A 25,187-nucleotide genomic window follows, 5' to 3' on the forward strand; every position below is an offset into this window, starting at 1 on the left:
TCATATCATCCAGCGAGCGTCCTGACGAGCAAAAGCCCGGCAAAGAGCGCCAGAACGGAAACAATCAGAGAAGCGAGGGCATAAAGGGCGGCGCTGCCGGTCTCGCCGCGCTCCAGCAGCAGCACGACATCGAGCGAGAATGTGGAGAAGGTGGTGAAGCCGCCGAGCACGCCCGTGGCGAGGAACAGCCGCGCCTGCGGGGTCCAGTTGACGCCGGCGCGAAACGCGAAATAGCCGGCAAGCAGCCCCATGACGCAGGAGCCGACCACGTTGACGGTCAGCGTCCCCCAGGGAAATCCGGTGCCGAACCAGCGCGCCATGCCGATATTGACGCCATGCCGGAATACGCCGCCCAGACCCGCGCCGAGGAACACGAGAACAACCGGATACATGAAAGCTCCTTGGGGGCCTGCCGCCCGCCGATCGTGGTCCGGCACGAACATCGCTGCGACAGGAAGCCGGACAGACTCCTGCCATGCGCTCGAAAGCATCTGGCAGGGGTCATCAGCCATAAGGCGGTTCAGATCCGGAGGATCTCGGGAGACTCCATTCCCGATGGAAGAATTAGGCTCGGATTCGCCGAAATGCAAACCGAGGCAGCCAGCGGCAAAGCGGTTGCCGCGTGCGGGCTCTACGCGTGCCGGTCGATGCGGGCGGCGGGAACGCCAGCGTGCCGGGGCGAACCGAACGCTGGCGCCATAACGTCCATCCGGGACAGCGGGGCGTCGCCCATGCCACCCCGAATTCATGGACCGTGCGGCCCGACCAGAGCCGGGCCGGCGCTTGGTTCTAGCCCTTCTTGCCCTTGCCGGGCGCGCCCAGGGTCGCCTTCGTGACCTGGGTCGTGAAGGTGGTGGCAGCCGCCGGAGCTTCCTTCACCTTTTTCGGCTTCTTGGCTTCGCGATTGCTGCGCATCTGACCCTTGGCCATCGACATTCTCCTCAAAAGGTCACGCCAGATCCTCGGCGCCCGGCAGTGGCCGTCTTCGTCGGAGAACCCGCCGATCAGGCAGGCTCGGCCGCGAGCGGCAAGGATACCGCCTGCCAGCGCTTCATCGCCTTGAAGGGCACGAGTTGCTGGCGGCCTTCGTCCCACAATACCAGCGGAACCGTACGAAGGCTCGCCCCAATCGTGATGCGGCCGACCTGCATGAGTTCCGGATGCTGCTTCAGCACTTCAGGCAGGCGATAGAACGGGATGCGGCTGCAAAGGTGGTGGACGTGATGGACGCCGATATTGGCCGACATCCAGCGCAGCACGCCCGGCAGGTCATAATAGGAGCTGCCATGCAGCGCCGCTTCCTGGTGCGTCCACTCGGGCGGCCGTGCCCAGAACGTCTCTTCGAACTGGTGCTGCACATAGAACAGCCAGACGCCGATCGAGGCTGCGATGATGGCGATGGGCATGTGGACCATCAGGAACGGCCCGACGCCGACCAGCCACATCAGGCCACCCGCGATCAGGGCGATGCCGAGATTCGTGCCCATGGTGCTGAGCCAAGGCTGCGAGCCGCCGCGCATCATGCCGACCGGCAGACGATGCTGGAGCAGGAACAAGTAGGCCGGGCCGATCAGGAACAGCACGACCGGACTGCGATAGACCCGGTAGCCGAGACGCCCCCAGAAACCGCGGGCGCGATATTCCTCGACCGTCAGCGTCGTGATGTCGCCCATGCCGCGCTGATCCAGATTGCCATGGGTGGCGTGATGGATCGCGTGAGACCGACGCCAGTAGTCATGCGGGGTGAGCGTGAACACGCCGAGGACGCGGCCAACCCAGTCATTGACGCCACGGCGGCGGAAAAACGCGCCATGGCTGCAGTCATGCTGGATCAGGAACAGGCGCACCAGGAAGCCGGCGGCGGGGACCGCCAGCAGCAGTGACAGCCACCAGAAGCCCTGCTGCACCAGAAACCACATCGCGCCCCAGAGGGCGACCAGCGGCAAGGCAGTGATCAGGATTTCAGCGACGCTGCGCGTTTCATTCGGCTCGCGGAACCGGCCAAGAATCTTCGGCCAGACACGCGCTTCCGAAGCGCGGGCGGATAAATGCACATCGTTTTTGTGGGTCATGGGCGGTCACCTTACACGAAAGCCGCCGCCGACGTTCATGCTAAATGGCGTGCAGCGGTCATGTTCGAGCGTGCGGGGCGCTGACGGCTTCCGCCACGACAGCGTTATCAAGCACATGGCCGGCTTCCGCTGCGGCAATATTCCGCAGCGTGGTTTCGCTGATCGCCGCCAGCGCTTCGGCCGTGAGGAAGGCCTGATGGCCGGTCACCAGAACATTGGGGAATGTTAGCAGGCGCTGGAAGACGTCGTCGTGGATGATCTCGTTGGACAGGTCCTCGAAGAACAGGTCTGCCTCCTGCTCGTAGACGTCGAGCGCGACGCCGCCGACCTTTCCGCCCTTCAACCCCTCCACCAGCGCCTCGGCGTCGATCAGGGCGCCGCGGCTGGTGTTGATCAGGAGAAACCCAGCCTTGGCCCGCTCGATCGTGGCGGCGTTGACGAGGTGATGTGTCTGCGGCGTCAGGGGACAATGCAGGCTGACGATGTCGGCCGCCGCCATCAAATCGTCGAGCGGTCCATATTCGATGCCGATGCCGACCAGCTCCGGATCCTGCCACTGGTCATGCGCCAACACCCGGCAGCCGAAGCCGAGCTTCAGGCATCGCGCGACCAGCGCCCCAATGCGCCCCGTGCCGACGATGCCGACCGTCTTGCCGAACAGGTCATTGCCGATCAGACCATCGAGGGCAAAATTGTTGTCTCGGACGCGGGCCCAGGCGCGCGGGATGCGGCGATCGAGCGCCAGCAGCAACGCCACGGTGAACTCCGCCACCGCGTGTGGCGAATAGGCGGGGACGCGTACGACATCGATGCCGAGCTCGGCCGCCGCATGCAGGTCGACATTGTTGAAGCCCGCGCAGCGCAGCGCCACAAGCCGCGTGCCGGTGGCGGCAAGCTGCGTCAGCAGCGGCCGGTCGAGCGTGTCGTTGACGAAGACGCAGACCGCCGGGAATCCGTCCGCCAGCGGCGCGGTAGAAAGATCGAGCTTGGGCTCCAGGAAAACGAGATCATGCCCGAAGGCGGCGTTCGCCCCGGAGAGATACTGCCGGTCGTACGGCTTAGTGCTGAAGACGGCGACCCGCATGGTTCACTCCTGCTCGGCAAATTCGCCGAAGAGCTTGAGCCCTTCGATCCATGTCGCGCCGTCCTCCTTGACGACGACGCGCGGCGCAACGCCCGCTTCTAGCTCCAGCGCATCGGCCAGCGCCTGCGAATGCGTGACCACCCACACCTGCGTCCGCTCGGCAGCGCGGGCGATCAGCCGCGCCAGCGGCAGGGTCAGGTCAGGATGCAGGCTCGTCTCCGGCTCGTTGAGCGCGATGAAGCCCGGCAGACGATAGCCCGAAAGGGCTGCGACAAGGCAGAGGAAGTGGAGCGTGCCGTCGGAAAGCTCATGCGCACCGAGCGGGCGCGGCAGGTCCGGAAACTTCAGCCCGATCGAAACGGTGCCCTTGCCGAACTCGGTGACCAGCGAAGCGCCCGGAAAGGCATCCTCGATTGCCGCCTCGATCTCCGGCGCTTCGTCGCGGATCACGATCACGCTCGCCAAAGCCGCAGCCAGATCATAGCCGTCCGAGGAGAGCGTCGGGGTGGTGATGGCGAGCGCAGGCTGGCGGATCGGCGAGGTCTTGTCGGTGCGAAAGTCGTGATAGAAGCGCCAGTCGAGAAGCGCTCGCCGCACGAGATCCAGCTCGGTGAAGCGGCCCTGGTCGCGAAAGCCGGATAGTGCCGTCTCGGACGGCACGAGGGCCTCCTCATAGGTCTGTCGCCGGCCGTCTTCATCGCGCAGCCAGGCGCTCGGTCCCTGCCGCTTCATCATCGTCACGGCCTTGCCGCGGACGCGGTGCACCAGTTCCTCGGCCTTGACCATCGGCTCCGTACCCGTCAGCGCCGCCTGGTCGATCGGCGCCGGCAGCCCGATCTCGATCGAATAGGCGTATTCGCCGAACTCGGCGCCGAGCTTCAGCCGCACCGGTCCCTTGGCGCGGGGCCCGGCCCAGAGGACGGATTCAAACCCGCCCTCCTCCGCGATCTCGCGCGTGATCGTGCCCCGCGCCGCGGCGGCCAGCAATTCCAGCGAGCGGTAGAGATTGGTCTTGCCGACGCCATTGCGGCCGACAAGCACGGTCAGCGGCTCGACCGGAACCTGGATGCGCCGGATCGAGCGATAGAGCTCGGCCGAGACGGATGTCAGGCGTAGCGGCAAGACCAGCCCCGTGATTGGCAGTTCGGGATCACGGGCAGCCGGAACGACTGCCCGTCAATTCACGCGATCAGAATACGACGACGCTGCGGATCGACTTGCCTTCATGCATCAGGTCGAAGGCGGTGTTGATCTCTTCGAGCGGCATGGTGTGGGTGATCAGGTCGTCGATGTTGATCTTGCCCTCCATGTACCAGTCGACAATTTTCGGCACGTCGGTGCGGCCGCGCGCGCCGCCGAAGGCCGAGCCCTTCCAGACGCGGCCGGTGACGAGCTGGAACGGACGGGTCGAGATCTCGGCGCCCGAGGGGGCAACGCCGATGACGATGCTCTCGCCCCAGCCGCGATGGCAGCATTCCAGCGCCTGGCGCATGGTGTGGACGTTGCCGATGCACTCGAAGGAGAAATCGGCGCCGCCGCCGGTCAGGTCCACGATCGCCTGCACGACCTTGTCGCGGCCGACCTCGTCCGGATTGACGAAGTGCGTCATGCCGAACTTCTTGGCCATCGCGACCTTGGAGGGATTCAGATCGACGCCGATGATCTTGTCGGCACCGACCATGCGGGCCGCCTGGATCACGTTGAGGCCGATGCCGCCGAGCCCGAACACGACGACATTGGCGCCCGGCCAGACCTTGGCGGTGTGGATGACGGCGCCGACGCCCGTGGTCACGCCGCAGCCGATATAGCAGATCTTGTCAAAGGGCGCGTCTTCGCGAACCTTGGCGACCGCGATCTCCGGCAGCACGGTGAAGTTCGAGAAGGTCGACGTGCCCATGTAGTGGAACACGGTCTCGTTCGAGCAGGAGAAGCGCGAGGTCGAATCGGGCATGAGGCCCTGGCCCTGCGTCGAACGGATCGCCGTGCAGAGGTTGGAGCGCTGCGACAGACAGGTTTTGCACTGGCGGCATTCCGGCGTGTAGAGCGGAATGACGTGATCGCCGGGGCGCACCGACCTGACGCCGGCGCCGACCTCGCGGACGATGCCCGCGCCCTCATGGCCGAGGATCGCCGGGAACTTGCCCTCCGAATCGAGGCCGGACAGGGTGTAGGCGTCGGTGTGGCAAACGCCGGTCGCCATGATCTCGACCAGCACTTCGCCGGCGCGGGGGCCGTCGAGGTTGATTGTCTCGATCGTCAGCGGCTTGTTGGCTTCCCAGGCGACGGCGGCACGGGTCTGCATTGGGGCGTTCCTCTCTTCGGGCCGCAAGCGGCCTTTCCACATGGGCTCGGCCGCTTATACGCCAGCCGCGCCGCGATAAAAAACCCTGTTGGTCATGCATCCCGCGATGAGCCCGGTGAAGAGGCGCCGTGGCGGATCCATGCTAGCGTTACGGAAGGTATGGGAGGCGACCATGGACGACCCGGTGGAGCGCAGACAGAGTGTTGCCGCGGAGGCGCCGCGGGCCATCGTGGCTTCGTTCCAAAACCGGCTGGCGCAGCGGCCGGGCTACCCCTGGTATATCGTCGGCGTCACCTGCATCGGCAGCTTTATGGGCCAGTTCGACGCCAGCGTCGTGCAACTGGCGCTGCCGCATCTCGCCGAAATCTTCCACGTTCGCGAGACGGTGACGAGTTGGGTCGCCCTCGCCTATCTGCTCAGCTTCTCGGCCTCGCTGCCGATTTTCGGATGGCTCTGCGAACAGTATGGCCGCAAGCCGCTCTATCTGTTGGGCATGGCGGCGTTTCTGGTCGCCTCGGTGCTGTGCAGCCTTGCGACCAGCCTGCCGCAACTGATCGGCTTCCGCGTCCTGCAGGGCCTTGGCGGCGCGCTGCTCGGCGCCAATTCGATTTCGATCCTGGTCCGCGCCTCCGGCAAGGAAAGACGCGGCCGTGCCATGGGCATCTTCTCGGCGGCGCAGGCGGTCGGCGTCAGCCTCGGACCGATCGTCGGCGGCCTGCTGATCGGCTCGTTCGGCTGGCGCTCGATCTTCTGGGTGACGGCGCCAATCGGGGTCATCGGCGTGCTGCTCGGCTGGCTGATCCTGCCGCGCGACGAAGGCAAGGGCGGCGGCGGGCGCTTCGACTGGCGCGGCGCCCTGCTACTGCCTCCCGCCCTCCTCTGCATCGTCCTGGCGCTCAGCCAGGCCGCCGACTGGGGCATCGCCTCGACGGCGTTCATCGGCATGGGCGTGGCGGGCATCGTGCTGCTCGCGCTGTTCATCCTGTACGAGCGGCGGACCGATTCGCCCCTGGTCGACCTGAAGCTGTTCCAGTCGGAAGCCTTCTCGCTCGGCATTCTCGCCGTGCTCCTCAGCTACGCCATGCTCTACGGCATGTTCTACCTGATCTCCTTCGCGCTGGTTCGCGGCTTCCACGACGCCCCGGAAGTGGCCGGACTGCGCCTCGCGGCGATCCCGATCGCGATTGGCATCGCAGCCCCGATCGCCGGCTCCTTCGTCAACCGGCTCGGCGCAACCACGCTCAGCCTCGCCGGCATGGCGATCTGCGGCGTTGCCTTGCTGGCGCTGTCGCTGGTGGCGCTCGAGCCCTCGCCCTCCCGCCTGTTCGGTATCCTGGCCCTCGCGGCGTTTGGCGCCGGCCTCGGCATGTTCATGGCGCCGAACAACAGCGCCACCATGGGCGCCGCGCCACGGGCACTGTCCGGCGAGGCCGGCGCCATGCTCAACCTGGCAAGGATGCTGGGCGTCAGCCTCGGCGTCGCCAGCGCCGCCTCCATGCTGGCCTGGCGGATGAGCGTCATCCAGGACGCCCGGACCGACGACGTCATCTTCTACGGCCACCCGATCCTCGGCGCGGTCGAAGCGAGTTTTGTCCTGCTCTTCGCCTTTGCCTTGATCGCGACCCTCTGCACGCTGAAACGCAGGCGGCTATCCAGCGAGGACAGCGCGCCGCTCCGTTCCGGCGACAAAGCCTGACGCCCGCCGGGTTGCGCGGGCGTCGCCGGACCCGCTATCCACGGATGCAGAGCTTCCTCCAGAAGGGTTTTCATCCGTGTCGAAAAAGATCTATCTCGCCGGGCCCGAAGTCTTTCTCGTCAATGCCCGCGATATCCTCGATCGGAAGGCCGCCCTCACCCGGGCCGCCGGGTTTACGCCGATCTCGCCCGGTGACTTGGATATCCCGCCGACGGATACCAAGAAGGGATTCGGCCTGGCGATCAGCGAGATCGACGAACAGATGATGCTGGAAGCGGACGCCATCATCGCGAACCTGACGCCGTTTCGCGGCATAGCGGCCGATACCGGCACGACGTTCGAACTCGGCTTCATGTGCGGGCTCGGCAAGCCGGTCTTGGCCTATACCAACGTCGCCGCCAACCATTTTGCCCGCGTGCTCGACTATTACCAAGGCGCGGTCGTCAAGGGCGCTGACGGCCACAAGCGCGGGCCGGATGGGCTCTCGGTCGAGGATTTCGAGATGATCGACAATCTGATGCTGCACGGCGGCATCGAACGGCGGGGCGGCGCGGTCGTGGTCGGCAATGCCGACCCGGCCGCGCTCTATACCGATCTCGCCGCCTTCGAGGCCTGTCTCGCCATTGCGGTCGAAAAGCTGCGCTAAGGCGATCCGCCCCTCACGGCCGATCAGGCCTTGGGCGGGGAAACCGCCTGGGCATTCTCCTGGAAGACCGGCAGGGCCTCGCACTCGGCCGAAAGCGCCTCGAGGCGCGGCCAGTGCTTGTTGCCCAGCAGGCCCGGATGCGCCTCGTTGGTGAAGCGCAGCGCGCAGGCGACGGCGATGTCGGCATGGCCGATGCGGTCGCCGAACCACCAGGCCGACGGCCGGCTAGCGCGATCCGCCTCCAGCGCGTCGAGCACGCCGGCGATCTGCGTCTTGCAGCGCTCGACCCAGACTTCCGACCGATCCTTGCGCAGCACAGCCTCGTAGACGAGGCTGACCGCCTTGTCGGCAAGGCCGGTCGCCAGCGCGCAGATCTTCAGGGCGCGCCGCCGCTCCGGTCCGAACGGCGCGATCATCGCCTTCTCCTCGCCGGCCAGTTCATCGAGATAATCGAGAATGGCGGCGCTCTCGATCACCACCTCGCCATCGTCGAGCACCAGGGTCGGAACGCGCGTCAGCGGGTTATAGGGGGCGATCTTTGTGGCATCGCCGAACACCGACCAGGGCCGGTGCTCGAAGGCGATGCCGTAGAGATGCATGGCGATCGCGACGCGACGGACGAAGGGCGAATCATACTGGCCGATGAGGATCAAGGCGGGGCTCCTGAGGTTTGCCCCAGCATGCAACGAGCCGGGAGGGATTGGGAAGAGGATCCGCGCCAGTCGCAAGCGGTCCCCGCCTAACCGCCGCCGCGCTCCTTGCGGAGCTTTGCCCAATAATCCATGCGCTTGCGGATATCGCGCTCGAAGCCGCGCTCGACGGGTTCGTAGAAATTCTGCCGGCCGAGCGCCGTCGGGAAATAGTCCTGGCCTGAAAAGGCGTCCGGCTCGTCGTGGTCGTAGCGATAGCCGGCGTTGTAGCCCTCGTCCTTCATCAGCTTGGTCGGAGCGTTCAGGATGTGCTTGGGCGGCAGCAGCGAACCGCCCTGCTTGGCCGCCTGCGTGGCCGCCTTGAAGGCCATGTACACCGCATTCGATTTGGGCGCCGTGGCGAGATAGACGGCGGCCTGCGCGAAGGCGAGTTCGCCTTCCGGGCTGCCCAGATAATCATAGGCGTCCTTGGCCGCATTGGCGACGACGAGCGCCTGGGGATCGGCAAGGCCGATATCCTCGACCGCCATCCGCACCAGCCGTCGTCCGAGATAGAGCGGATCCTCGCCGGCATCGAACATGCGGGCAAGGTAATAGAGCGCGGCGTCGGGATCGGAGCCGCGCACCGACTTATGCAGGGCGGAGATCAGATTGTAGTGGCCGTCCTGGCCCTTGTCGTAGATCGGCGCCCGGCGCTGGACGATCTCCTGCAAGCCCTTGGCGTCGAAGATCTCGCCGGGTTTTGCGGCGCGCCAGACTTCCTCCGACAGGGTCAACGAGGCACGGCCATCGCCATCCGCCATCCGGATCAGCACTTCGCGCGCTTCCTCGTCGAGCGGCAGCGGCTTGCCTTCGACCGCTTCAGCGCGGGCCAGCAGTTTGGCGATCGATTCCGGCCCGTGCGAATGGAAAACCAGCACGCGGGCCCGCGACAGAAGCGCGGCGTTGAGCTCGAAGGACGGGTTCTCGGTCGTCGCGCCGACCAGCGTGACAGTCCCGTCCTCCATCACCGGCAGGAAGCTGTCCTGCTGGGCGCGGTTGAAGCGGTGGATCTCGTCGACGAAGAGCAGCGTGCCCTTGCCGATCTGCCGCCGCGCACGGGCCTGTTCGAACACCTTCTTCAGGTCCGCCACGCCGGAGAAGACGGCCGAGACCTGCTCGAAATGCAGCTCCGTCTCGTTGGCGAGCAGTCGCGCCACCGTGGTCTTTCCGGTGCCGGGCGGGCCCCAGAAAATCATCGAGCCGAGCGAACCCGAATTCAGCATGCGCGACAGTGCGCCATCGACGCCGACGAGATGATCCTGGCCGACCACGTCGGCCAGCCGTTCGGGGCGAAGCCGATCGGCCAGCGGCCGCGGCGCGGCCCTCTCCATCCCGGCTGCCTCGAACAGATTGCTCATCTCAAATGTCCAAACCCGATCACCGACCGACCTGCGTGCGGATCAGACGACCGCCGCGCTCGATGACCAGCCTATAGCGCGAAGCCCTCTGCGCCGCGACATCGGCGAGATCCTTGGTCGATGCGATCTTTACGCCGTTCGATTCGACGATGATGTCGCCTGCGCGGAAGCCGACGCCTTCGGCAGGCGATCCGCTCTCGACCGATTGTATCAGAACGCCATTGTCGCGCTTGCCGGCATAACCGAGTTCCTCGATCACGGCCGGCGAGAGATTGACGACCGTCGCGCCGGAGAAGGGCGATACGCCATCGATCGTGCGGCGGTCGCGCGGCGTCGTTTCCGGCGCGGCGATGAGCGCCAGTTCCGCGGCAACGGTCTTGCCGCCCCGGATATAGGCGAGCTTCACCGTGGCATCGACGCCCTTGGTGGCGAGGCGGTAGTTGAGCCCGTTCGGATCATCCACTTCCACGCCATCGACGCTGATGACGAGATCGCCCGATCGCAGCCCCGCCTTCGCGGCCGGACCATTCGCCGCGACGTCGGTGACAAGCGCGCCGCGCGGACGGCCAATGCCGAGCCCGTCGGCAATCTCCGGCGTCACCTGCTGCAGGTTGGCGCCGAGCCAGGGCAGCATGAGCTTGCCGTCCTTCAGCGCGGACTGAACAACCACGCGTACCATATTGGAAGGAATCGCGAATCCGATGCCGATCGAACCGCCGCTGCGCGAATAGATCGCCGTGTTGATGCCGACCAGCTTGCCATCCATATCGACGAGCGCGCCGCCGGAATTGCCCGGGTTGATGGCCGCATCGGTCTGCACGAAGAACTGATAGTCGGACGCGCCGATCTGCGTGCGCGCCAGCGCCGAGACGATGCCGCTGGTCACCGTCTGACCGACGCCGAAGGGGTCGCCGATGGCCAGCACGAGATCGCCGACCTCCAGCGCGTCCGAATCGGCATAGGAAACGATCGGATATTGCCCGTCGCCGCCCTTGAGCCGCAGAACCGCCAGATCCATCCGCTCGTCCTTCAGCACGACCTCGGCCTCCAGCTCCCGCTTGTCGGAGAGCGCGACCTTGACCTCGTCGGCATTGGCGATGACGTGATAATTGGTCACGACGATGCCCGAGGGATCGACGATGACACCGGAGCCCAGCGACTGCTGGACGCGCTTGCGCGGCGCATTGTTCATCTCGCCGCCAAAAAACCGGCGAAAGAACGGATCATCCATGAAGGGCGAGGCGCGCTGCTGGACGACGCGCGAGGCATAGACGTTGACGACCGCCGGCGAGACCCGCTTGACGATCGGCGAGAAGGAATAGCGGAGCGCCGCCTCCGACTGGGGTACCGTGCGTTCTGCCGCCGTCGCCGTGCCGCAAAGCAACGCTCCGGCCAAACCAACTGCAACCGCAATTCCAAACCGCATGGAGAGAGCCTTTCTGACAGGATTCCTTCGTGAACAATGCTACACGAAATGCGGCACCGCAGTGGCCTTGGCCGGGCGCCTCGCCTCCCTGGTCCGCGATCGAATCCACAGGCCGTTGTCGATACGGCCTGTTCAACCGCCACAGGCTCGCCCAGACTTCATGCCACTCACGGTCGGATATAGAGTCCTGCCGGCCGGGCGACTCTTGGCGTCGGGCCCGAGATCTGGATAATCCAGCCGGGACGAAGGGATCAGAATGCTCTGGATCGCACTGTTCATCGTAGGTCTGCTGGGTCTCCTGGCCGGGCTGGTTCCCCTGCTTCTCAATGGGTTGAGCCGCACGAATTTCGCCGGAATCGCTGTCGGCACGGTGCTGCTGGTGGCGGGCGCCGCCGGCGTGATCATGAAGCCGTCCCTACCGGTCACCATGCCGCACATCGCGATCCTCGAGCCCGCCGCTCCCGAGATTGCGCCGGAAACGCAGATCGTGCCGCCCTCCGAATCAGCCCCGGCCGCCGCATCCGAGCCCGCCACGCCGCCCCCCAATGTGCGGGTGGTCGAGCCGGTCGAGGTCCCGGGTCCATCCAACAAGGATGAATCGCAGCTCGAACCGACGCCCCTGCCCGATCCGGTTCCCGTGACGACGACGGTCATTCCAGGCGCCGAGCCGGACCCAATCACCGGCCAGCCTCCGGCCCAGAGTGCGGCAGCCACGCCGACGGCGAGCCCGGCCGAGGAAGCCGCGGCCGTTCTCGGCCTGCTGGCCCCGCAGCAGCCGAAGGACCAGGCGGCCTTTACCCAGGCCGTGGACTCGGCGCGGGAGGCCTTCGACAAGGCCGATGACACGCAGCGCGATGCGATCCAGCCCCAGCGCGCCGCCGCGATCTGCAAGGCGCTGCCGAAGCCCGAAGTGAAGGGCTGGGTCGGCAAGATCCAGTCGATGGAAGCGGATTCCGGCAAGCGCATGACCGTCACCATGGCCCTGCCCGACGGCACGCTGGTGAAGACCTGGAACAACGCGATGTCCGACATGGAGGACCAGACCCTGGTCCCGGCCGGATCCGCCGTCGCGCAGAGCCTCGGCAAGCTGAAGACCGGCGACACGGTCCGCTTCTCCGGCACCTTCTTCGCCGACGAGCCGGACTGCTATCGCTCCAGCCGCCTCTCACTGACGCAATCCATGATGGAGCCCAGCTTCCTGTTCCGTTTCACGGCGGTGGAGAAGCTGTAGCGCCTGCCGGACGCCGTCGATTGGCGCCTCACCTTGTGCGCTGAGCAGAGGGCCGCAGATCTGGTCGGCGGCCGCAGTTGTCCAAGGCGTAGCGAGCCCCTCACCCCAGCCCACTGCCGCAAGCGGGAGAGGGAGCGCGTTGTGCCACCGGGGCACCTGAGCCAAAGGTCCGGAGAGTGATCGCAGCTTTGGGCCTCAGCCATAGGGCGGGAGCCGCTAAGCCGCCGACACGCCGCCCGAAAGCCCTCGCCCGCTTGTGGGAGAGGGTTGGGTGAGGGTCTTGCTTCTCTGTGGCGGGATTTCTCACCCTGCCCCGACGACCAGAGCTGTGTCCACCACGACAAAGCGGTCACTAAGGCGATGCAACGTGCTCCCAACCCCCGTTCGTCATGGCCGCCGCGGCAGCGAACCGTCACCGCAAGATATCGACCGCACCAGTCCAAGCGCCCCCTGCCCGGCAGCGAAAACCCCAAACGAAAAAGGGCGACCCGAAGGCCGCCCTGATCCAAACCCGAATTGCGAGCAGCTTACGCTGCGACGCCTTCCGAAGCCGCTTCTTCAGCCGCTGCGCGGGCGCGGTCCGAAGCGCCCTTGGCGTCGACGTCGCGCTCGACGAACTCGATGACGGCGACCGGGGCGTTATCGCCATGACGGAAGCCGGCCTTCAGAACGCGAAGGTAGCCACCCTGGCGCTCCTGGTAGCGCGGGCCGAGCGTGTCGAACAGCTTCTTGGCTGCCTCGACGTCGCGCAGCTGCGCAATGGCCTGGCGGCGGGCATGCAGGTCGCCGCGCTTGCCGAGCGTGACCAGCTTCTCGACGATCGGACGCAGGTCCTTCGCCTTCGGCAGGGTGGTGACGATCTGCTCGTGCGTGATCAGCGCTACAGCCATGTTCGCGAACATCGCCTTGCGGTGGCTCGCGGTACGGCTGAACTTGCGACCGGAATTACCGTGGCGCATGGCTCTCTCCTCAGTTTATCGACCGGCGGCTCACGCCGTGGGTGCTGTCTTAGTAATGATCTTCGTAACGCTTGGCGAGTTCTTCGATGTTCTCCGGCGGCCAGTTCGTGACCTCCATGCCGAGATGGAGACCCATCTGGGCGAGAACTTCCTTGATCTCGTTGAGCGACTTGCGACCGAAATTCGGCGTCCGCAGCATCTCTGCCTCGGTCTTCTGAATCAGGTCGCCAATATAGACGATATTGTCGTTCTTCAGGCAATTGGCCGAACGGACGGAAAGTTCCAGTTCGTCCACCTTCTTCAGAAGCGACGGGTTGAAGGCCAGCTCCGGAATGGCTTCCGAGACGGTTTCCTTCTGCGGCTCTTCAAAGTTGACGAAGATCGACAGCTGGTCCTGAACGATGCGGGCGGCGTAAGCCACTGCGTCGTCGGGACGGAGCGAACCATCGGTCTCGACCGTAAGCGTGAGCTTGTCATAGTCGAGAACCTGGCCCTCGCGGGTGTTCTCGACGCGGTACGAGACCTTCTTGACCGGCGAATAGATGCTGTCGACGGGGATCAGCCCGATCGGAGCGTCTTCCGCGCGGTTGCGGTCGGCAGCGACATAGCCCTTGCCGGTATTGACCGTGAACTCCATGCGGATCTCGGCGCCGTCGTCCAGCGTGCAGAGAACCAGCTCGGGGTTCAGGACCTCGATGTCGCCGACGGTCTGGATGTCGCCAGCGGTGACGACGCCCGGTCCGGTCTTGCGAACCACCATGCGCTTCGGGCCTTCGCCCTGCATGCGGATGGAGATTTCCTTGATGTTCAGGATGATGTCGGTGACATCTTCCCGCACGCCGGCAATGGAGGAGAACTCATGCAGCACGCCGTCGATCTGGACGGCGGTAACCGCAGCGCCCTGGAGCGACGAAAGCAGCACGCGGCGCAGCGCATTGCCGAGCGTCAGACCAAAGCCGCGCTCAAGAGGTTCTGCCACAACGGTAGCAAGACGCTTGGGATCGGATCCCGGCGTCACCTCGAGCTTGTTCGGCTTGATCAGCTCTTGCCAATTCTTATGGATCACGACCGTATCCTTTCGATCTCGAACGCCGCCCGACGGTTCGGGTAGCGTGGCGCTCCGGCTAAGGGCGGAGCGCCGAATGCCGATACGCAGTGAAGACGGCGCCCACCGAGGACGCCGTCCGAGGCTTTAGACGCGGCGACGCTTACGCGGCCGGCAGCCATTGTGCGCGATCGGCGTCACATCACGGATCGAGGTGATGGTGAAGCCAGCAGCCTGGAGAGCCCGGAGAGCCGACTCACGACCCGAACCCGGACCGGTCACTTCGACTTCGAGGGTCTTCATGCCGTGTTCAGCAGCCTTGCGGCTCGCGTCTTCAGCAGCCATCTGCGCTGCATACGGGGTCGACTTGCGCGAACCCTTGAAGCCCATCATGCCAGCCGACGACCAGGAAATCGCATTTCCCTGTGCATCGGTGATGGTGATCATCGTGTTGTTGAACGTCGAGCTCACATGCGCAACGCCCGAGGAGATGTTCTTCCGCTCGCGGCGACGTACGCGCGTTGTGTCCTTGGCCATTCTCTATCCTTACGTTCGATCTCGACACCGCCGTAACACCGGCGGCTCCACCGGGGGCCTAGCGCCCCGAATTCTGAATTACTTCTTCTTGCCGGCGATCGGCTTAGCCGGACCCTTGCGGGTGCGCGCATTGGTATGCGTGCGCTGGCCGCGAACCGGAAGACCACGGCGGTGACGCAGGCCGCGGTAGCAGCCGAGGTCCATGAGCCGCTTGATGTTCATCGCGACTTCGCGACGCAGATCGCCTTCCACGACGTAGTCGCGGTCGATCGCTTCGCGGATCGCCAGAACTTCGGCGTCGGAAAGCTCGTTGACGCGACGCTCGGGAGCGATGTTCGTCTTCGTGATGATGTCCAGCGCGTTCTTCGCGCCGATCCCGTGAATGTACTGAAGCGCGATGACAACGCGCTTGTTCGTCGGGATGTTTACGCCTGCGATACGGGCCAATGCCGTCTCCATCTCCAGCCAACGGAACATTCCGTCGGCGCCGCAAAATCCCGCGTCCGGTGGAGGCCGGCTCGTGCGGGCATTCTCTTGCGCAAACAAGCAATGTCGTCCCCTGAAATATCAGGGAACGCCAAGACCCGTTTGCAGCAGGTCGCGAGCCTTATCGACTCTCGACCTGTTCGTCAAGCCTATCCAGCGTGCTTGCGATCTCCGAGGAAACCTCGTCAATCGAACGCATGCCGTCTATCTCGATCAAACGGCCGCCTGCCCGGTAATAGGGCGAGATGACCGCGGTATCCCGGTTGTAGGCGGCGAGCCGGGTCTTGAAGACATCCGGATCGTCGTCCTTGCGGACCGGCTCACCGCGAGCGCGCGTTTCGTCGGCGCGCTTGGTGATTCGGTCCGTTAGCTTGGATTGGTCGACCTTGAGTTCGACCACGGCATCGAGCTTGACGCCCTTGCTCGCCAGCATCTTCTCAAGCGCGTCCGCCTGGGCAATCGTCCGGGGAAAGCCGTCGAGGATGAAACCCTTGCGGGCATCGGCTTCCTCGATCCGCTCCGCCACGATCCCGACGACGACATCGTCGGGAACGAGATTGCCGGCGTCCATGATCGCCTTGGCCTGCAGGCCGATCGGCGTTCCGGCAGCGACGGCGGCCCGCAGCATGTCCCCGGTGGACAGCTGCGGAATTCCGTAACGCTTCACAAGACGAGCCGACTGCGTGCCCTTACCCGCTCCTGGTGGTCCGAGCAGGATCAGTCTCATCGCCTCTTCCCCCGGAGCTTGGACTTCTTGACCAGGCCCTCATACTGATGCGCCAACAGATGGCCCTGGACCTGCGACACCGTGTCCATCGTCACGTTGACGACGATCAGCAGCGACGTACCACCGAAATAGAAGGGTACGTGGGTAGCCGAAATCAGGGCCTCAGGCAGCAGACAGACGATGACCAGATAGACAGCGCCCAGAAGGGTGATGCGCGTCAAGACATAGTCGATGTATTCCGCCGTCCTCTGGCCCGGACGGATGCCCGGAATGAAGCCGCCATGCTTCTTCAGATTGTCGGCCGTATCCGTCGGATTGAACACGATCGCCGTATAGAAGAAGGCGAAGAACATGATCATCGCAGCGTACAGCAGCATGTAGAGCACGGTGCCGTGGCCAAGCAGCGCAACCGTCGAGGTCAGCCAGCCAGGCGCACCGCTGGAGGCGGTGAAGTTGGCGATGGTTGCCGGCAGCAGCAGCAGCGAGGACGCGAAGATCGGCGGGATCACGCCCGACGTGTTCAGCTTCAGCGGCAGATGCGACGACTCACCCTGGAACATCCGGTTGCCAACCTGGCGCTTCGGATACTGGATGATGAGGCGGCGCTGGGCGCGCTCCATGAACACGATGAAGGCGATCGCGACGACGGCGACGACGGCAACGGCCAGGATGACCCAGGTCGGCAGTGCGCCCTGACGGCCAAGCTCGAGCATACCGATCAGGGCATGCGGCAGGTTGGCGACGATGCCGGCGAAGATGATCAGCGAAATACCGTTGCCGATACCGCGCGACGTGATCTGCTCACCGATCCACATCAGGAACATCGTGCCGCCGGTCAGGGTGATGACCGTGGCGATCCGGAAGAACATGCCGGGATCGATGACGATGTTGGTTCCGCCTTCGAGACCGACGGCGATGCCGTAGGCCTGCACGATGGCCAGAGCCACCGTCCCGTACCGAGTGTACTGGTTGATGACCTTGCGACCCGCCTCCCCTTCCTTCTTCAAGGCTTCGAGGGAGGGCACGATCGACGTCATCAGCTGGATGATGATCGACGCGGAGATGTACGGCATGATGCCGAGCGCAAAGATCGCCATGCGTCCGACGGCACCGCCGGAGAACATGTTGAACAGGCCCAGGATGCCGGACTGCTGATTGTTGAAGGCGCTTGCCAGCGCTTCCGGATTGATGCCGGGAAGCGGGATATAGGTGCCGAGCCGATAGACGAGCAGCGCACCCAGTGTGAACCAGATGCGCTTCTTCAGAGCCTCGGCTTTGGCGAAGGCGCCAAAATTGAGATTGGCCGCCAGTTGTTCAGCCGCTGATGCCATTCGCCGCTCCGTTCGGGCCCGGAAACCGGGCCCCAATGCCCCTACCGGGCATCAAGTGGTCTCTCGGAGGCGCCACGACAAGCGGCGGCGCCCCTCCCCGAACGACGCAGTTATTCTGCGTCCGTCTTTTCAGCCTTGACGGCGAGGAGCTTGACGGAACCGCCAGCCTTCTCGACCGCTTCGATAGCGGGCTTGGAAGCGCCTGCGATCTCGAAGTTGACAGCGACCTTGAGCTCGCCAACGCCCAGCAGACGAACACCGTCCTGGACGCGACGCAGCACGCCGGCTTCCTTCAGCGCTTCGACCGTCACCGGCTTCGTCGCATCGAGCTTGCCCGCATCGATCGCCGTCTGGACACGGCCGAGGGAGACCTCGTTGTAGTCCTTGGCGAAAATGTTGGTGAAGCCGCGCTTCGGCAGACGCCGATGCAGCGGCATCTGGCCGCCTTCAAAGCCCTTGATCGCCACACCCGTGCGCGACTTCTGGCCCTTGACGCCGCGACCACCGGTCTTGCCCTTGCCGGAACCGATACCGCGTCCAACGCGCATACGGTCCTTGCTGGAACCCGGGTTGTCGTTGATCTCGTTGAGCTTCATCGAACTGGTCCTTCTGGGCTCACGCCTCGTCCACAACGCGGACGAGGTGAGCCACCTTGGCGATCATGCCGCGAACCGCAGGAGTGTCCTGCAGCGTCGAACGGCGACGGATCTTGTTGAGGCCGAGGCCGATCAGCGTTGCACGCTGGTCGGCCGGGCGGCGGATCGGGCTGCCGGTCTGCTCGACGGTAACCGTCTGGGCGGCGCCTTCAGATTTCTTGGCCATTGGTCAAATCCTCGAATTCAATCGGGCGCTCACGCCTCGGCGGAAGCTTCGGCTTCGCCGCCGCGACGGGCCTGCAGTGCCGACACCTTGATGCCGCGACGAGCCGCGACCGAACGCGGGCTGTCTTCTGCACTCAGTGCCGCGAACGTAGCACGCACCATGTTGTACGGGTTCGACGAACCCATCGACTTGGCGACGACGTCCTGGACACCGAGGGTCTCGAACACGGCGCGCATCGGACCACCGGCGATGATGCCGGTACCCGGCGCTGCGGCGCGCAGGAAGACCTTGCCGGCGCCATGGCGACCGAACACGTCATGATGAAGCGTACGTCCCTCGCGGAGCGGAACCCGAACCAGGCTGCGCTTTGCGGCTTCCGTCGCCTTGCGGATTGCTTCCGGCACTTCACGTGCCTTGCCGTGGCCGAAACCGACCCGGCCCTTCTGGTCGCCGACGACGACGAGGGCTGCGAAGCCGAAACGCCGTCCGCCCTTCACCACCTTCGCGACGCGATTGATGTGAACGAGCTTGTCGACGAATTCGCTGTCGCGCTCTTCCCGCTGCTCTCTGGCCATCGAAAGATCCAATCGTCCTGTGTTACGTGATGACGCGCCTCAGCGCATCAGAAGTCCAGACCGCCCTCGCGAGCGCCATCAGCCAGCGCCTTGACGCGGCCATGAAAGAGATACGCACCGCGGTCGAACACGACCTGGCTCACGCCAGCAGCCTTGGCACGCTCGGCGACGAGCTTGCCAACCGCTTCGGCGGCCGCCTTGTCGGCACCCGTCTTCAGCGCGCCGCGCAGATCCTTCTCGAGCGACGAAGCCGCGGCGAGGGTACGCCCCTCGGCATCGTCGATGATCTGGGCATAGATATGCTCCGACGAGCGATACACGCTGAGCCGGGGACGTCCGTTCGCAACCTTGCGGAGCGCCCGGCGGACGCGCGCAGCGCGACGGTCCTGCAGATTATTTGCCATGACGGGCTCCGTTTACTTCTTCTTGCCTTCCTTGCGGAAGATCGTTTCGGTGGCGTACTTGACGCCCTTGCCCTTGTAAGGCTCGGGGCTGCGATATTCGCGAATCTCGGCCGCGACCTGGCCGACGCGCTGCTTGTCCATACCCGAAACGATGATCTCGACCGGGCGCGGCGTCACAATCGTGATGCCTTCCGGGATCGCATAGACCACGTCGTGGCTGTAGCCAAGAGCGAGCTGCAGGTTCGAGCCCTGAACGGCAGCGCGGTAACCCACGCCGTTGATCTCGAGCTTCTTGGTGAAGCCCTCGGTCACGCCCTTCATCAGATTCGAAATCATCGTACGCGACATACCCCAAGCGGCGCGAGCCGGCTTGCTGTCGTCACGCGGGGCGACCTGAACGCCCGCTTCCGTCAGTTCAACTTCGACGTGCTCCGTGAAGTCGAAGGACATTTCGCCCTTCGGACCCTTCACAGAAACCGTCTGGCCGTTGATCGTAGCCGTTACGCCCTTGGGCACCGCTACCGGCTTCTTACCAATACGAGACATCAGACAAATCCGTCCGGTTCGTGTTTCGCCATCAACCAGATCAGAATACCTGGCAAAGAACCTCGCCGCCGACATTCTGGTCGCGGGCGTCCGTATCCGACATCACGCCCTTCGGCGTGGAGAGGATGGACACGCCGAGACCATTCTTGACCTGCGGAATGTTCTTGACCGAGGCATAGACCCGGCGACCCGGCTTCGAGACACGCTCGATTGTGCGGATCACAGGCTCGCCATCATAATACTTCAGTTCGATCTCGATCACCGGGCGGCCATCGCCGCTATCCACCGACGCAAAGCCACGAATGTAGCCTTCCGACTGCAGCACTCCGAGAACGTTCTCGCGCAGCTTGGAAGCGGGAGTCGAAACCTTCGACATCCGGCGCATCTGAGCATTGCGGATACGGGTGAGCATATCACCCAGAGGATCGGTCATTGTCATCGGACCGTGCTCCTTACCAGCTCGACTTGACGAGGCCCGGGATCAACCCCAGCGACCCGAGTTCGCGCAATGCAATACGCGACATCATCAGCTTGCGATAGACACCGCGCGGGCGGCCCGTCACTTCGCAACGATTACGGATGCGCGTCTCGGACGCGTTCCGCGGCAGCTCTGCGAGCTTGAGGCGCGCCTGGAAGCGTTCCTCGAGCGACAGGCTCTCGTCATTGGCCACAGCCTTCAGGCGATCGCGCTTGGGAGCATACTGCTTCGCAAGCTTGCGGCGCCGGTTGTTCTTCTCGATCGAGCTTTTCTTAGCCATCGATAATCCCTCGTCCTATCCCGGCACCGGTTACTGGCGGAACGGGAAGTTCATCGCCTTCAGAAGGGCGCGAGCTTCCTCGTCAGTCTTGGCCGTGGTGCAGACGATCACGTCCATTCCCCAGACCTGATCAATCTTGTCGTAATTGATCTCCGGGAAAATCAGGTGTTCCTTGATGCCCATGGCGAAGTTGCCACGACCGTCGAAGCTCTTCGGATTGAGCCCGCGGAAGTCGCGAACGCGCGGCAGCGCGATCGTGACCAGGCGGTCCAGGAATTCATACATCCGCGACTTGCGCAGCGTTACCTTGCCACCGATCGGCATGTGCTCGCGCAGCTTGAAAGTCGCGATGGACTTCGAGGCCTTGGTCACAGCGGGCTTCTGACCGGCGATGAGCGCCAGATCGCCAAGGGCCGTACCGACCTTCTTGGAATCATTGACGGCTTCGCCGATGCCCATGTTCAGGACGATCTTCTCGAGACGAGGAACCTGCATCGGGTTCTTGTACCCGAATTCCTCGACGAGCTTCGCCCGAACTTCGTCTTCATAAAACTTCTTGAGCCGCGGCTCGTAAGCTGCCTCAGCCATCGATCACATCTCCCGAACGCTTTGCGACGCGTTGCTTGCGCCCGTCTTCGGTCACTTTAAAGCCGACGCGGGTCGGCTTGCCGTCCTTGGGGTCCGCCAGCGCGACGTTCGACAGATGGATCGTGAGCTCCTTGGCAACAATGCCGCCCTGCTCGCTAGCCGTCTGCTTCTGGTGCTTGCGCGCGACGTTCACACCACGCACGACGGCGCGGTCTTCGGTCGGGATCACGCGGAGCACTTCGCCCGACTTGCCCTTGTCCTTACCCGTGAGGACGACGACGTTGTCGCCCTTCTTGATCTTAGCAGCCATCACAGCACCTCCGGCGCGAGCGAGATGATCTTCATGTGGTTCTTCGCGCGAAGCTCACGCGGAACCGGTCCGAAGATACGAGTCCCGATCGGCTCCTTCTGGTTGTTGATCAGAACCGCCGCATTCTTGTCGAAACGGATGACACTGCCATCCGCGCGACGGATATCCTTAGCTGTGCGAACGACGACCGCCTTCATGACGTCGCCCTTCTTCACGCGACCACGCGGGATCGCCTCCTTGATCGACACGACGATGATGTCGCCGACCGAGGCGTACTTCCGCTTGGAACCGCCGAGAACCTTGATGCACATCACACGACGAGCGCCGGAATTATCCGCCACGTCGAGGTTAGTCTGCATCTGAATCATGACTGGCCGCCTACTTTTCTGGTCGCCACCGATCCAAAGGGATCAGCAGCAACGAACCTTATCCAGTGCCTTACTTATCGCCCGACTGCTCGGAGATAACGACCCAGCGCTTATTCTTCGAGATCGGCGCAGTCTCTTGGATCGAGACGATATCGCCAATCTTGTGAACATTGCCCTCGTCATGGGCATGATACTTCTTCGTCCGCCGCACGGTCTTCTTCATGACCGGGTGCGTGAAGCGCCGCTCGACGAGAACGACGACAGTCTTGTCGGTCTTGTCGCTGACGACGCTGCCCTGCAGAACGCGTTTCGGCATTGTCGCCTCCTCAGCGCTTGTCCGCCGCGCTCTTCTGCGCAGCGATGGTCTTGATCCTGGCGATGTCGCGGCGAACCTGCCGGACACGCGCCGTGTTTTCGAGCTGTCCGGTAGCCCGCTGAAAGCGCAGGTTGAACTGCTCCTTCTTCAGGTTCCCGAGCTCGGTATCGAGCTGATCGGCGGTCTGCAGCCGAACGTCTTTCGCCTTCATGGCAGTATCCTCGTCCGTTCGCCGATCAATCGGCGATGCGCTGTACGAAGCGCGTCTTGATCGGGAGCTTCGCCGCGCCGAGGCGGAGCGCCTCGCGGGCAGTCTCCTCGTCGACACCGTCGATCTCAAACATGATCCGACCAGGCTTGACGCGGGAGGCCCAGAATTCCGGCGCTCCCTTGCCCTTACCCATTCGGACTTCGGTCGGCTTCGACGTGACGGGCACATCCGGGAAAATCCGGATCCACACTCGACCGGCACGCTTCATAGCACGTGTAATCGCACGGCGGGCCGCTTCGATCTGTCGCGCTGTTACGCGTTCCGGCTCGAGGGCCTTGAGGCCGAACCCGCCAAAGTTCAGATCCGTACCACCCTTGGCAACGCCATGGATACGGCCCTTGAACTGCTTGCGGAACTTGGTGCGCTTCGGTTGCAGCATTTCTGTTCTCTCTCGCCCTCAGGTCGACCGATTAGGCCGCGGAGTCGCGACGACGAGTATTCGAGCCCTGCTCGTTACCCTCAGTCTGGCGACGCTCGGAAGCCATCGGATCGTGCTCGAGGATCTCACCCTTGAAGATCCACACCTTGATGCCGCACGTGCCATAGGCCGTGTGCGCCGTCGCGGTGCCATAGTCAATGTCTGCGCGCAGCGTATGCAGCGGAACGCGACCTTCGCGGTACCATTCCAGACGCGCGATTTCCGCGCCGCCAAGACGGCCGCCGGCGTTGATGCGGATGCCCTGGGCACCCAGACGCATCGCCGACTGCACGGCACGCTTCATCGCGCGGCGGAACGCAACGCGGCGCTCCAGCTGCTGTGCGATCGAGGCAGCCACCAGGGTCGAGTCGATTTCCGGCTTGCGCACTTCGACGATATTGAGATGCACTTCGCTGTCGGTCAGCTTGCCGACCAGCTTGCGAAGCTTCTCGATATCGGCACCCTTCTTGCCGATGACGATACCCGGACGAGCCGAGTAAATCGTCACGCGGCACTTACGGTGCGGGCGCTCGATCACGATCTTGGAGACCGCGGCCTGCTTCAGCTCGACCATGAGCTTTTCGCGGATCCGCATGTCCTCATGAAGCAGCTTGCCGTATTCGCCCTTGTTGGCGAACCAGCGGCTGTCCCACGTCCGGTTGATACCGAGGCGGAGGCCAATCGGATTGACTTTCTGGCCCATTATGCAGCCTCCTCGGTTTCACGCACCACAATGGTGAGGTGCGAAAACGGCTTCTCGATCCGGCCGACACGACCGCGAGCCCGCGGCGTCCAGCGCTTCATGACCAGGGCCTTGCCGACAAACGCTTCGGCAACGACCAGCGAATCAACGTCGAGATCGTGATTGTTCTCGGCGTTTGCGATCGCTGATTCCAGCGTCTTTTTGACGTCCAGTGCGATCCGCTTGTTCGAGAAGGTCAGATCGGCCAGAGCCGCGCTTGCCTTCTTGCCCCGGATCAGCTGGGCGACGAGATTGAGCTTGCGCGGAGAGACACGGATCATCCGCGTGATGGCGCGGGCCTCGGTGTCTTTCAGCGCGCGTTCGCGCTTCGGCTTGCCCATGTTACTTCCTCTTCGCCTTCTTGTCGGCCGTGTGACCATAGTAGGTCCGGCTCGGCGAGAACTCGCCGAACTTGTGGCCAACCATGTCCTCGTTGACGATGACCGGAACGTGCTTCTGGCCGTTATAGACGCCAAACGTCAAGCCCACAAACTGGGGCAGGATCGTGGAGCGACGGCTCCAGATCTTGATAACCTCGCCACGACCCGAAGAGCGGCTCTTCTCTGCCTTGCGCAGGAGATAACCGTCGACGAACGGGCCTTTCCAAATAGAACGAGCCACGGACAGCCTCTCTCTTACTTGCTCTTGCGCAGATGACGGCTGCGCGCGATGAACTTGTCGGTCGACTTATTATTGCGGGTCTTCTTGCCCTTGGTCGGCTTGCCCCAGGGCGTAACCGGATGACGGCCACCCGAGGTACGGCCTTCACCACCGCCGTGCGGATGGTCGACCGGGTTCATGGCGACACCGCGCACGCTCGGACGCTTGCCAAGCCAACGATTACGACCGGCCTTGCCGAGCGAGATGTTGGAATGGTCAGGGTTCGAAACCGCGCCGATCGTGGCCATGCAGGTCTGGTGAACCAGGCGCTGCTCACCCGAATTCAGGCGAAGAATGGCCATGCCCGCGTCGCGACCAACATACTGTGCATAAGCACCGGCCGAACGTGCGATCTGACCGCCCTTGCCGGGCTTCATCTCGACATTGTGCACGATCGTGCCGACCGGCATCGCGCCGAGCGGCATGGCGTTGCCGGGCTTCACGTCGGCCTGGGCCGATGCAATGACCTTGTCGCCAACGGCCAGGCGCTGCGGCGCCAGGATGTAGCTCAGCTCACCGTCTTCATACTTGATGAGGGCGATGAAGGCCGTACGGTTCGGATCGTACTCGATCCGCTCGACGACGGCCGGAATGTCGCGCTTGTTCCGCTTGAAATCGATCAGGCGGTAGGTGCGCTTGTGGCCACCGCCACGGCCATAGGCCGTGACGCGTCCGAGATTGTTGCGACCGCCGCTCTGGCGGAGACCAACCGTCAGGCCCTTGACGGGCTTGCCGGCGTAGAGCTCCGAGCGATCGACGAGAACGAGCTGGCGCTGTCCCGGCGTTGTCGGCTTGTAGTGCTTGAGAGCCATGGCTT

35 protein-coding genes and 1 riboswitch are annotated in these 25,187 nt (G+C 64.1%); of the genes, 3 read left to right on the forward strand and 32 right to left on the reverse strand.

Annotated elements, in window-relative coordinates:
* Positions 1–5: 5 nt before the first annotated feature.
* From crcB to ABIE08_RS07690, 6 genes are all read right to left on the reverse strand, one after another.
* Positions 6–392, reverse strand: a complete 387-nt coding sequence (gene crcB / locus ABIE08_RS07665) for a fluoride efflux transporter CrcB (RefSeq protein WP_354549992.1) — start codon at positions 390–392, stop codon at positions 6–8.
* A 96-nt stretch (positions 393–488) separates the two neighbouring features.
* Positions 489–563: riboswitch (Fluoride riboswitch) on the reverse strand.
* 226 nt (positions 564–789) lie between these two features.
* A complete protein-coding gene (locus tag ABIE08_RS07670) occupies positions 790–930 on the reverse strand; it encodes a hypothetical protein (RefSeq protein WP_354549994.1) in 141 nt (46 codons plus the stop codon).
* Positions 931–1,004: 74 nt separating this feature from the next.
* A complete protein-coding gene (locus tag ABIE08_RS07675) occupies positions 1,005–2,072 on the reverse strand; it encodes a fatty acid desaturase (RefSeq protein ID WP_354549996.1) in 1,068 nt (355 codons plus the stop codon).
* 58 nt (positions 2,073–2,130) lie between these two features.
* On the reverse strand, positions 2,131–3,156 hold the full coding sequence (locus tag ABIE08_RS07680) for a 2-hydroxyacid dehydrogenase (protein ID WP_354549998.1): 1,026 nt from the start codon (positions 3,154–3,156) through the stop codon (positions 2,131–2,133).
* Positions 3,157–3,159: 3 nt separating this feature from the next.
* Positions 3,160–4,278, reverse strand: coding sequence for an AAA family ATPase (locus ABIE08_RS07685; protein WP_354549999.1), 1,119 nt, complete (start codon positions 4,276–4,278; stop codon positions 3,160–3,162).
* Positions 4,279–4,345: 67 nt separating this feature from the next.
* Positions 4,346–5,458, reverse strand: coding sequence for an S-(hydroxymethyl)glutathione dehydrogenase/class III alcohol dehydrogenase (locus ABIE08_RS07690; RefSeq protein WP_354550001.1), 1,113 nt, complete (start codon positions 5,456–5,458; stop codon positions 4,346–4,348).
* Between the two features lie 172 nt (positions 5,459–5,630).
* Here ABIE08_RS07690 and ABIE08_RS07695 point away from each other — a divergent pair, with 172 nt between their 5' ends.
* Together ABIE08_RS07695 and ABIE08_RS07700 are read left to right on the forward strand one after the other, a co-directional pair.
* Positions 5,631–7,154 carry a DHA2 family efflux MFS transporter permease subunit gene (locus tag ABIE08_RS07695; RefSeq protein ID WP_354550003.1) on the forward strand — a complete coding sequence of 508 codons (1,524 nt, stop codon included), beginning with the start codon at positions 5,631–5,633 and terminating at the stop codon, positions 7,152–7,154.
* A gap of 76 nt (positions 7,155–7,230) precedes the next feature.
* Entirely contained in the window at positions 7,231–7,800 is a 570-nt protein-coding gene (locus ABIE08_RS07700; protein ID WP_354550004.1) for a nucleoside 2-deoxyribosyltransferase, read from the forward strand.
* Positions 7,801–7,823: 23 nt separating this feature from the next.
* On the opposite strand, the gene ABIE08_RS07705 is transcribed toward ABIE08_RS07700, so the two are convergent.
* The 3 genes from ABIE08_RS07705 to ABIE08_RS07715 all read right to left on the reverse strand — a co-directional run bounded on the left by ABIE08_RS07705 (position 7,824) and on the right by ABIE08_RS07715 (position 11,276).
* Positions 7,824–8,453: a glutathione S-transferase family protein gene (locus tag ABIE08_RS07705; RefSeq protein ID WP_354550006.1), complete on the reverse strand. Its 630-nt coding sequence runs from the start codon at positions 8,451–8,453 to the stop codon at positions 7,824–7,826.
* 86 nt (positions 8,454–8,539) lie between these two features.
* Positions 8,540–9,850, reverse strand: a complete 1,311-nt coding sequence (locus ABIE08_RS07710) for a replication-associated recombination protein A (RefSeq protein WP_354550008.1) — start codon at positions 9,848–9,850, stop codon at positions 8,540–8,542.
* Between the two features lie 19 nt (positions 9,851–9,869).
* A complete protein-coding gene (locus ABIE08_RS07715; protein WP_354550010.1) occupies positions 9,870–11,276 on the reverse strand; it encodes a DegQ family serine endoprotease in 1,407 nt (468 codons plus the stop codon).
* Positions 11,277–11,532: 256 nt separating this feature from the next.
* Between ABIE08_RS07715 and ABIE08_RS07720 the strand changes: the two genes are divergently transcribed.
* Positions 11,533–12,507 (forward strand): hypothetical protein, encoded by a 975-nt coding sequence (locus ABIE08_RS07720; RefSeq protein WP_354550012.1) that lies wholly within the window; start codon positions 11,533–11,535, stop codon positions 12,505–12,507.
* A gap of 527 nt (positions 12,508–13,034) precedes the next feature.
* On the opposite strand, the gene rplQ is transcribed toward ABIE08_RS07720, so the two are convergent.
* The 23 genes from rplQ to rplB all read right to left on the reverse strand — a co-directional run bounded on the left by rplQ (position 13,035) and on the right by rplB (position 25,182).
* Positions 13,035–13,466 (reverse strand): 50S ribosomal protein L17, encoded by a 432-nt coding sequence (gene rplQ / locus ABIE08_RS07725; protein ID WP_266335051.1) that lies wholly within the window; start codon positions 13,464–13,466, stop codon positions 13,035–13,037.
* Positions 13,467–13,515: 49 nt separating this feature from the next.
* Positions 13,516–14,532, reverse strand: a complete 1,017-nt coding sequence (locus ABIE08_RS07730) for a DNA-directed RNA polymerase subunit alpha (RefSeq protein ID WP_266335049.1) — start codon at positions 14,530–14,532, stop codon at positions 13,516–13,518.
* 126 nt (positions 14,533–14,658) lie between these two features.
* Entirely contained in the window at positions 14,659–15,048 is a 390-nt protein-coding gene (rpsK, locus tag ABIE08_RS07735; RefSeq protein WP_266335047.1) for a 30S ribosomal protein S11, read from the reverse strand.
* Positions 15,049–15,126: 78 nt separating this feature from the next.
* Positions 15,127–15,495 (reverse strand): 30S ribosomal protein S13, encoded by a 369-nt coding sequence (gene rpsM, locus ABIE08_RS07740; RefSeq protein WP_026304634.1) that lies wholly within the window; start codon positions 15,493–15,495, stop codon positions 15,127–15,129.
* Positions 15,496–15,655: 160 nt separating this feature from the next.
* Positions 15,656–16,261, reverse strand: coding sequence for an adenylate kinase (locus tag ABIE08_RS07745; RefSeq protein WP_354550014.1), 606 nt, complete (start codon positions 16,259–16,261; stop codon positions 15,656–15,658).
* Entirely contained in the window at positions 16,258–17,592 is a 1,335-nt protein-coding gene (gene secY / locus ABIE08_RS07750; protein WP_354550016.1) for a preprotein translocase subunit SecY, read from the reverse strand. Before secY ends, ABIE08_RS07745 begins: the two co-directional genes overlap by 4 nt.
* 110 nt (positions 17,593–17,702) lie before the next feature.
* The gene (gene rplO, locus ABIE08_RS07755) at positions 17,703–18,188 is read right to left on the reverse strand and encodes a 50S ribosomal protein L15 (RefSeq protein WP_354550018.1); all 486 of its coding nucleotides are present in this window, start codon (positions 18,186–18,188) and stop codon (positions 17,703–17,705) included.
* 19 nt (positions 18,189–18,207) lie between these two features.
* On the reverse strand, positions 18,208–18,414 hold the full coding sequence (rpmD, locus tag ABIE08_RS07760) for a 50S ribosomal protein L30 (RefSeq protein ID WP_354550020.1): 207 nt from the start codon (positions 18,412–18,414) through the stop codon (positions 18,208–18,210).
* A 29-nt stretch (positions 18,415–18,443) separates the two neighbouring features.
* On the reverse strand, positions 18,444–18,989 hold the full coding sequence (gene rpsE / locus ABIE08_RS07765; RefSeq protein WP_266335035.1) for a 30S ribosomal protein S5: 546 nt from the start codon (positions 18,987–18,989) through the stop codon (positions 18,444–18,446).
* Positions 18,990–19,036: 47 nt separating this feature from the next.
* On the reverse strand, positions 19,037–19,393 hold the full coding sequence (gene rplR, locus ABIE08_RS07770) for a 50S ribosomal protein L18 (protein ID WP_266335033.1): 357 nt from the start codon (positions 19,391–19,393) through the stop codon (positions 19,037–19,039).
* 12 nt (positions 19,394–19,405) lie between these two features.
* Complete coding sequence (rplF, locus tag ABIE08_RS07775; protein ID WP_354550022.1) at positions 19,406–19,939, reverse strand: 50S ribosomal protein L6; 534 nt, start codon at positions 19,937–19,939, stop codon at positions 19,406–19,408.
* Between the two features lie 40 nt (positions 19,940–19,979).
* Positions 19,980–20,378 carry a 30S ribosomal protein S8 gene (gene rpsH / locus ABIE08_RS07780; protein ID WP_266335029.1) on the reverse strand — a complete coding sequence of 133 codons (399 nt, stop codon included), beginning with the start codon at positions 20,376–20,378 and terminating at the stop codon, positions 19,980–19,982.
* A 13-nt stretch (positions 20,379–20,391) separates the two neighbouring features.
* Positions 20,392–20,697, reverse strand: a complete 306-nt coding sequence (gene rpsN, locus ABIE08_RS07785; RefSeq protein WP_266335027.1) for a 30S ribosomal protein S14 — start codon at positions 20,695–20,697, stop codon at positions 20,392–20,394.
* 30 nt (positions 20,698–20,727) lie between these two features.
* Entirely contained in the window at positions 20,728–21,285 is a 558-nt protein-coding gene (gene rplE / locus ABIE08_RS07790) for a 50S ribosomal protein L5 (RefSeq protein ID WP_266335025.1), read from the reverse strand.
* On the reverse strand, positions 21,278–21,595 hold the full coding sequence (rplX, locus tag ABIE08_RS07795) for a 50S ribosomal protein L24 (RefSeq protein ID WP_266335023.1): 318 nt from the start codon (positions 21,593–21,595) through the stop codon (positions 21,278–21,280). Before rplX ends, rplE begins: the two co-directional genes overlap by 8 nt.
* Positions 21,595–21,963, reverse strand: a complete 369-nt coding sequence (gene rplN / locus ABIE08_RS07800) for a 50S ribosomal protein L14 (protein ID WP_018184914.1) — start codon at positions 21,961–21,963, stop codon at positions 21,595–21,597. Before rplN ends, rplX begins: the two co-directional genes overlap by 1 nt.
* Before the next feature lie 70 nt (positions 21,964–22,033).
* A complete protein-coding gene (gene rpsQ, locus ABIE08_RS07805) occupies positions 22,034–22,279 on the reverse strand; it encodes a 30S ribosomal protein S17 (protein WP_266335021.1) in 246 nt (81 codons plus the stop codon).
* Between the two features lie 10 nt (positions 22,280–22,289).
* Positions 22,290–22,490 (reverse strand): 50S ribosomal protein L29, encoded by a 201-nt coding sequence (gene rpmC, locus ABIE08_RS07810; RefSeq protein ID WP_266335019.1) that lies wholly within the window; start codon positions 22,488–22,490, stop codon positions 22,290–22,292.
* 25 nt (positions 22,491–22,515) lie between these two features.
* Complete coding sequence (rplP, locus tag ABIE08_RS07815) at positions 22,516–22,929, reverse strand: 50S ribosomal protein L16 (protein WP_018184911.1); 414 nt, start codon at positions 22,927–22,929, stop codon at positions 22,516–22,518.
* Positions 22,930–22,960: 31 nt separating this feature from the next.
* Positions 22,961–23,671, reverse strand: a complete 711-nt coding sequence (gene rpsC / locus ABIE08_RS07820) for a 30S ribosomal protein S3 (protein ID WP_354550026.1) — start codon at positions 23,669–23,671, stop codon at positions 22,961–22,963.
* Positions 23,671–24,051: a 50S ribosomal protein L22 gene (gene rplV, locus ABIE08_RS07825; protein ID WP_266335014.1), complete on the reverse strand. Its 381-nt coding sequence runs from the start codon at positions 24,049–24,051 to the stop codon at positions 23,671–23,673. The genes rpsC and rplV overlap by 1 nt, the downstream gene beginning before the upstream one ends.
* 1 nt (position 24,052) lies before the next feature.
* Entirely contained in the window at positions 24,053–24,331 is a 279-nt protein-coding gene (gene rpsS, locus ABIE08_RS07830) for a 30S ribosomal protein S19 (RefSeq protein ID WP_018184908.1), read from the reverse strand.
* A gap of 14 nt (positions 24,332–24,345) precedes the next feature.
* Positions 24,346–25,182, reverse strand: a complete 837-nt coding sequence (gene rplB / locus ABIE08_RS07835; RefSeq protein WP_266335012.1) for a 50S ribosomal protein L2 — start codon at positions 25,180–25,182, stop codon at positions 24,346–24,348.
* Positions 25,183–25,187: the final 5 nt, after the last annotated feature.

This window comes from Kaistia defluvii (assembly GCF_040548815.1).
Taxonomy (GTDB): domain Bacteria; phylum Pseudomonadota; class Alphaproteobacteria; order Rhizobiales; family Kaistiaceae; genus Kaistia; species Kaistia defluvii_A.

Coding starts and splice junctions, on each gene's coding strand:
- crcB (WP_354549992.1), bottom strand. CDS start 392: ATGTATCCGGTTGTTCTCGTGTTCCTCGGCGCGGGTCTGGGCGGCGTA.
- ABIE08_RS07670 (WP_354549994.1), bottom strand. CDS start 930: ATGGCCAAGGGTCAGATGCGCAGCAATCGCGAAGCCAAGAAGCCGAAA.
- ABIE08_RS07675 (WP_354549996.1), bottom strand. CDS start 2,072: ATGACCCACAAAAACGATGTGCATTTATCCGCCCGCGCTTCGGAAGCG.
- ABIE08_RS07680 (WP_354549998.1), bottom strand. CDS start 3,156: ATGCGGGTCGCCGTCTTCAGCACTAAGCCGTACGACCGGCAGTATCTC.
- ABIE08_RS07690 (WP_354550001.1), bottom strand. CDS start 5,458: ATGCAGACCCGTGCCGCCGTCGCCTGGGAAGCCAACAAGCCGCTGACG.
- ABIE08_RS07695 (WP_354550003.1), top strand. CDS start 5,631: ATGGACGACCCGGTGGAGCGCAGACAGAGTGTTGCCGCGGAGGCGCCG.
- ABIE08_RS07710 (WP_354550008.1), bottom strand. CDS start 9,850: ATGAGCAATCTGTTCGAGGCAGCCGGGATGGAGAGGGCCGCGCCGCGG.
- ABIE08_RS07715 (WP_354550010.1), bottom strand. CDS start 11,276: ATGCGGTTTGGAATTGCGGTTGCAGTTGGTTTGGCCGGAGCGTTGCTT.
- ABIE08_RS07720 (WP_354550012.1), top strand. CDS start 11,533: ATGCTCTGGATCGCACTGTTCATCGTAGGTCTGCTGGGTCTCCTGGCC.
- rplQ (WP_266335051.1), bottom strand. CDS start 13,466: ATGCGCCACGGTAATTCCGGTCGCAAGTTCAGCCGTACCGCGAGCCAC.
- rpsK (WP_266335047.1), bottom strand. CDS start 15,048: ATGGCCAAGGACACAACGCGCGTACGTCGCCGCGAGCGGAAGAACATC.
- ABIE08_RS07745 (WP_354550014.1), bottom strand. CDS start 16,261: ATGAGACTGATCCTGCTCGGACCACCAGGAGCGGGTAAGGGCACGCAG.
- secY (WP_354550016.1), bottom strand. CDS start 17,592: ATGGCATCAGCGGCTGAACAACTGGCGGCCAATCTCAATTTTGGCGCC.
- rplO (WP_354550018.1), bottom strand. CDS start 18,188: ATGAAGCTCAACGAGATCAACGACAACCCGGGTTCCAGCAAGGACCGT.
- rpmD (WP_354550020.1), bottom strand. CDS start 18,414: ATGGCCAAGAAATCTGAAGGCGCCGCCCAGACGGTTACCGTCGAGCAG.
- rpsE (WP_266335035.1), bottom strand. CDS start 18,989: ATGGCCAGAGAGCAGCGGGAAGAGCGCGACAGCGAATTCGTCGACAAG.
- rplR (WP_266335033.1), bottom strand. CDS start 19,393: ATGGCAAATAATCTGCAGGACCGTCGCGCTGCGCGCGTCCGCCGGGCG.
- rplF (WP_354550022.1), bottom strand. CDS start 19,939: ATGTCTCGTATTGGTAAGAAGCCGGTAGCGGTGCCCAAGGGCGTAACG.
- rpsH (WP_266335029.1), bottom strand. CDS start 20,378: ATGACAATGACCGATCCTCTGGGTGATATGCTCACCCGTATCCGCAAT.
- rpsN (WP_266335027.1), bottom strand. CDS start 20,697: ATGGCTAAGAAAAGCTCGATCGAGAAGAACAACCGGCGCCGCAAGCTT.
- rplE (WP_266335025.1), bottom strand. CDS start 21,285: ATGGCTGAGGCAGCTTACGAGCCGCGGCTCAAGAAGTTTTATGAAGAC.
- rplX (WP_266335023.1), bottom strand. CDS start 21,595: ATGGCTGCTAAGATCAAGAAGGGCGACAACGTCGTCGTCCTCACGGGT.
- rplN (WP_018184914.1), bottom strand. CDS start 21,963: ATGATTCAGATGCAGACTAACCTCGACGTGGCGGATAATTCCGGCGCT.
- rpsQ (WP_266335021.1), bottom strand. CDS start 22,279: ATGCCGAAACGCGTTCTGCAGGGCAGCGTCGTCAGCGACAAGACCGAC.
- rpmC (WP_266335019.1), bottom strand. CDS start 22,490: ATGAAGGCGAAAGACGTTCGGCTGCAGACCGCCGATCAGCTCGATACC.
- rplP (WP_018184911.1), bottom strand. CDS start 22,929: ATGCTGCAACCGAAGCGCACCAAGTTCCGCAAGCAGTTCAAGGGCCGT.
- rpsC (WP_354550026.1), bottom strand. CDS start 23,671: ATGGGCCAGAAAGTCAATCCGATTGGCCTCCGCCTCGGTATCAACCGG.
- rplV (WP_266335014.1), bottom strand. CDS start 24,051: ATGGGCAAGCCGAAGCGCGAACGCGCGCTGAAAGACACCGAGGCCCGC.
- rplB (WP_266335012.1), bottom strand. CDS start 25,182: ATGGCTCTCAAGCACTACAAGCCGACAACGCCGGGACAGCGCCAGCTC.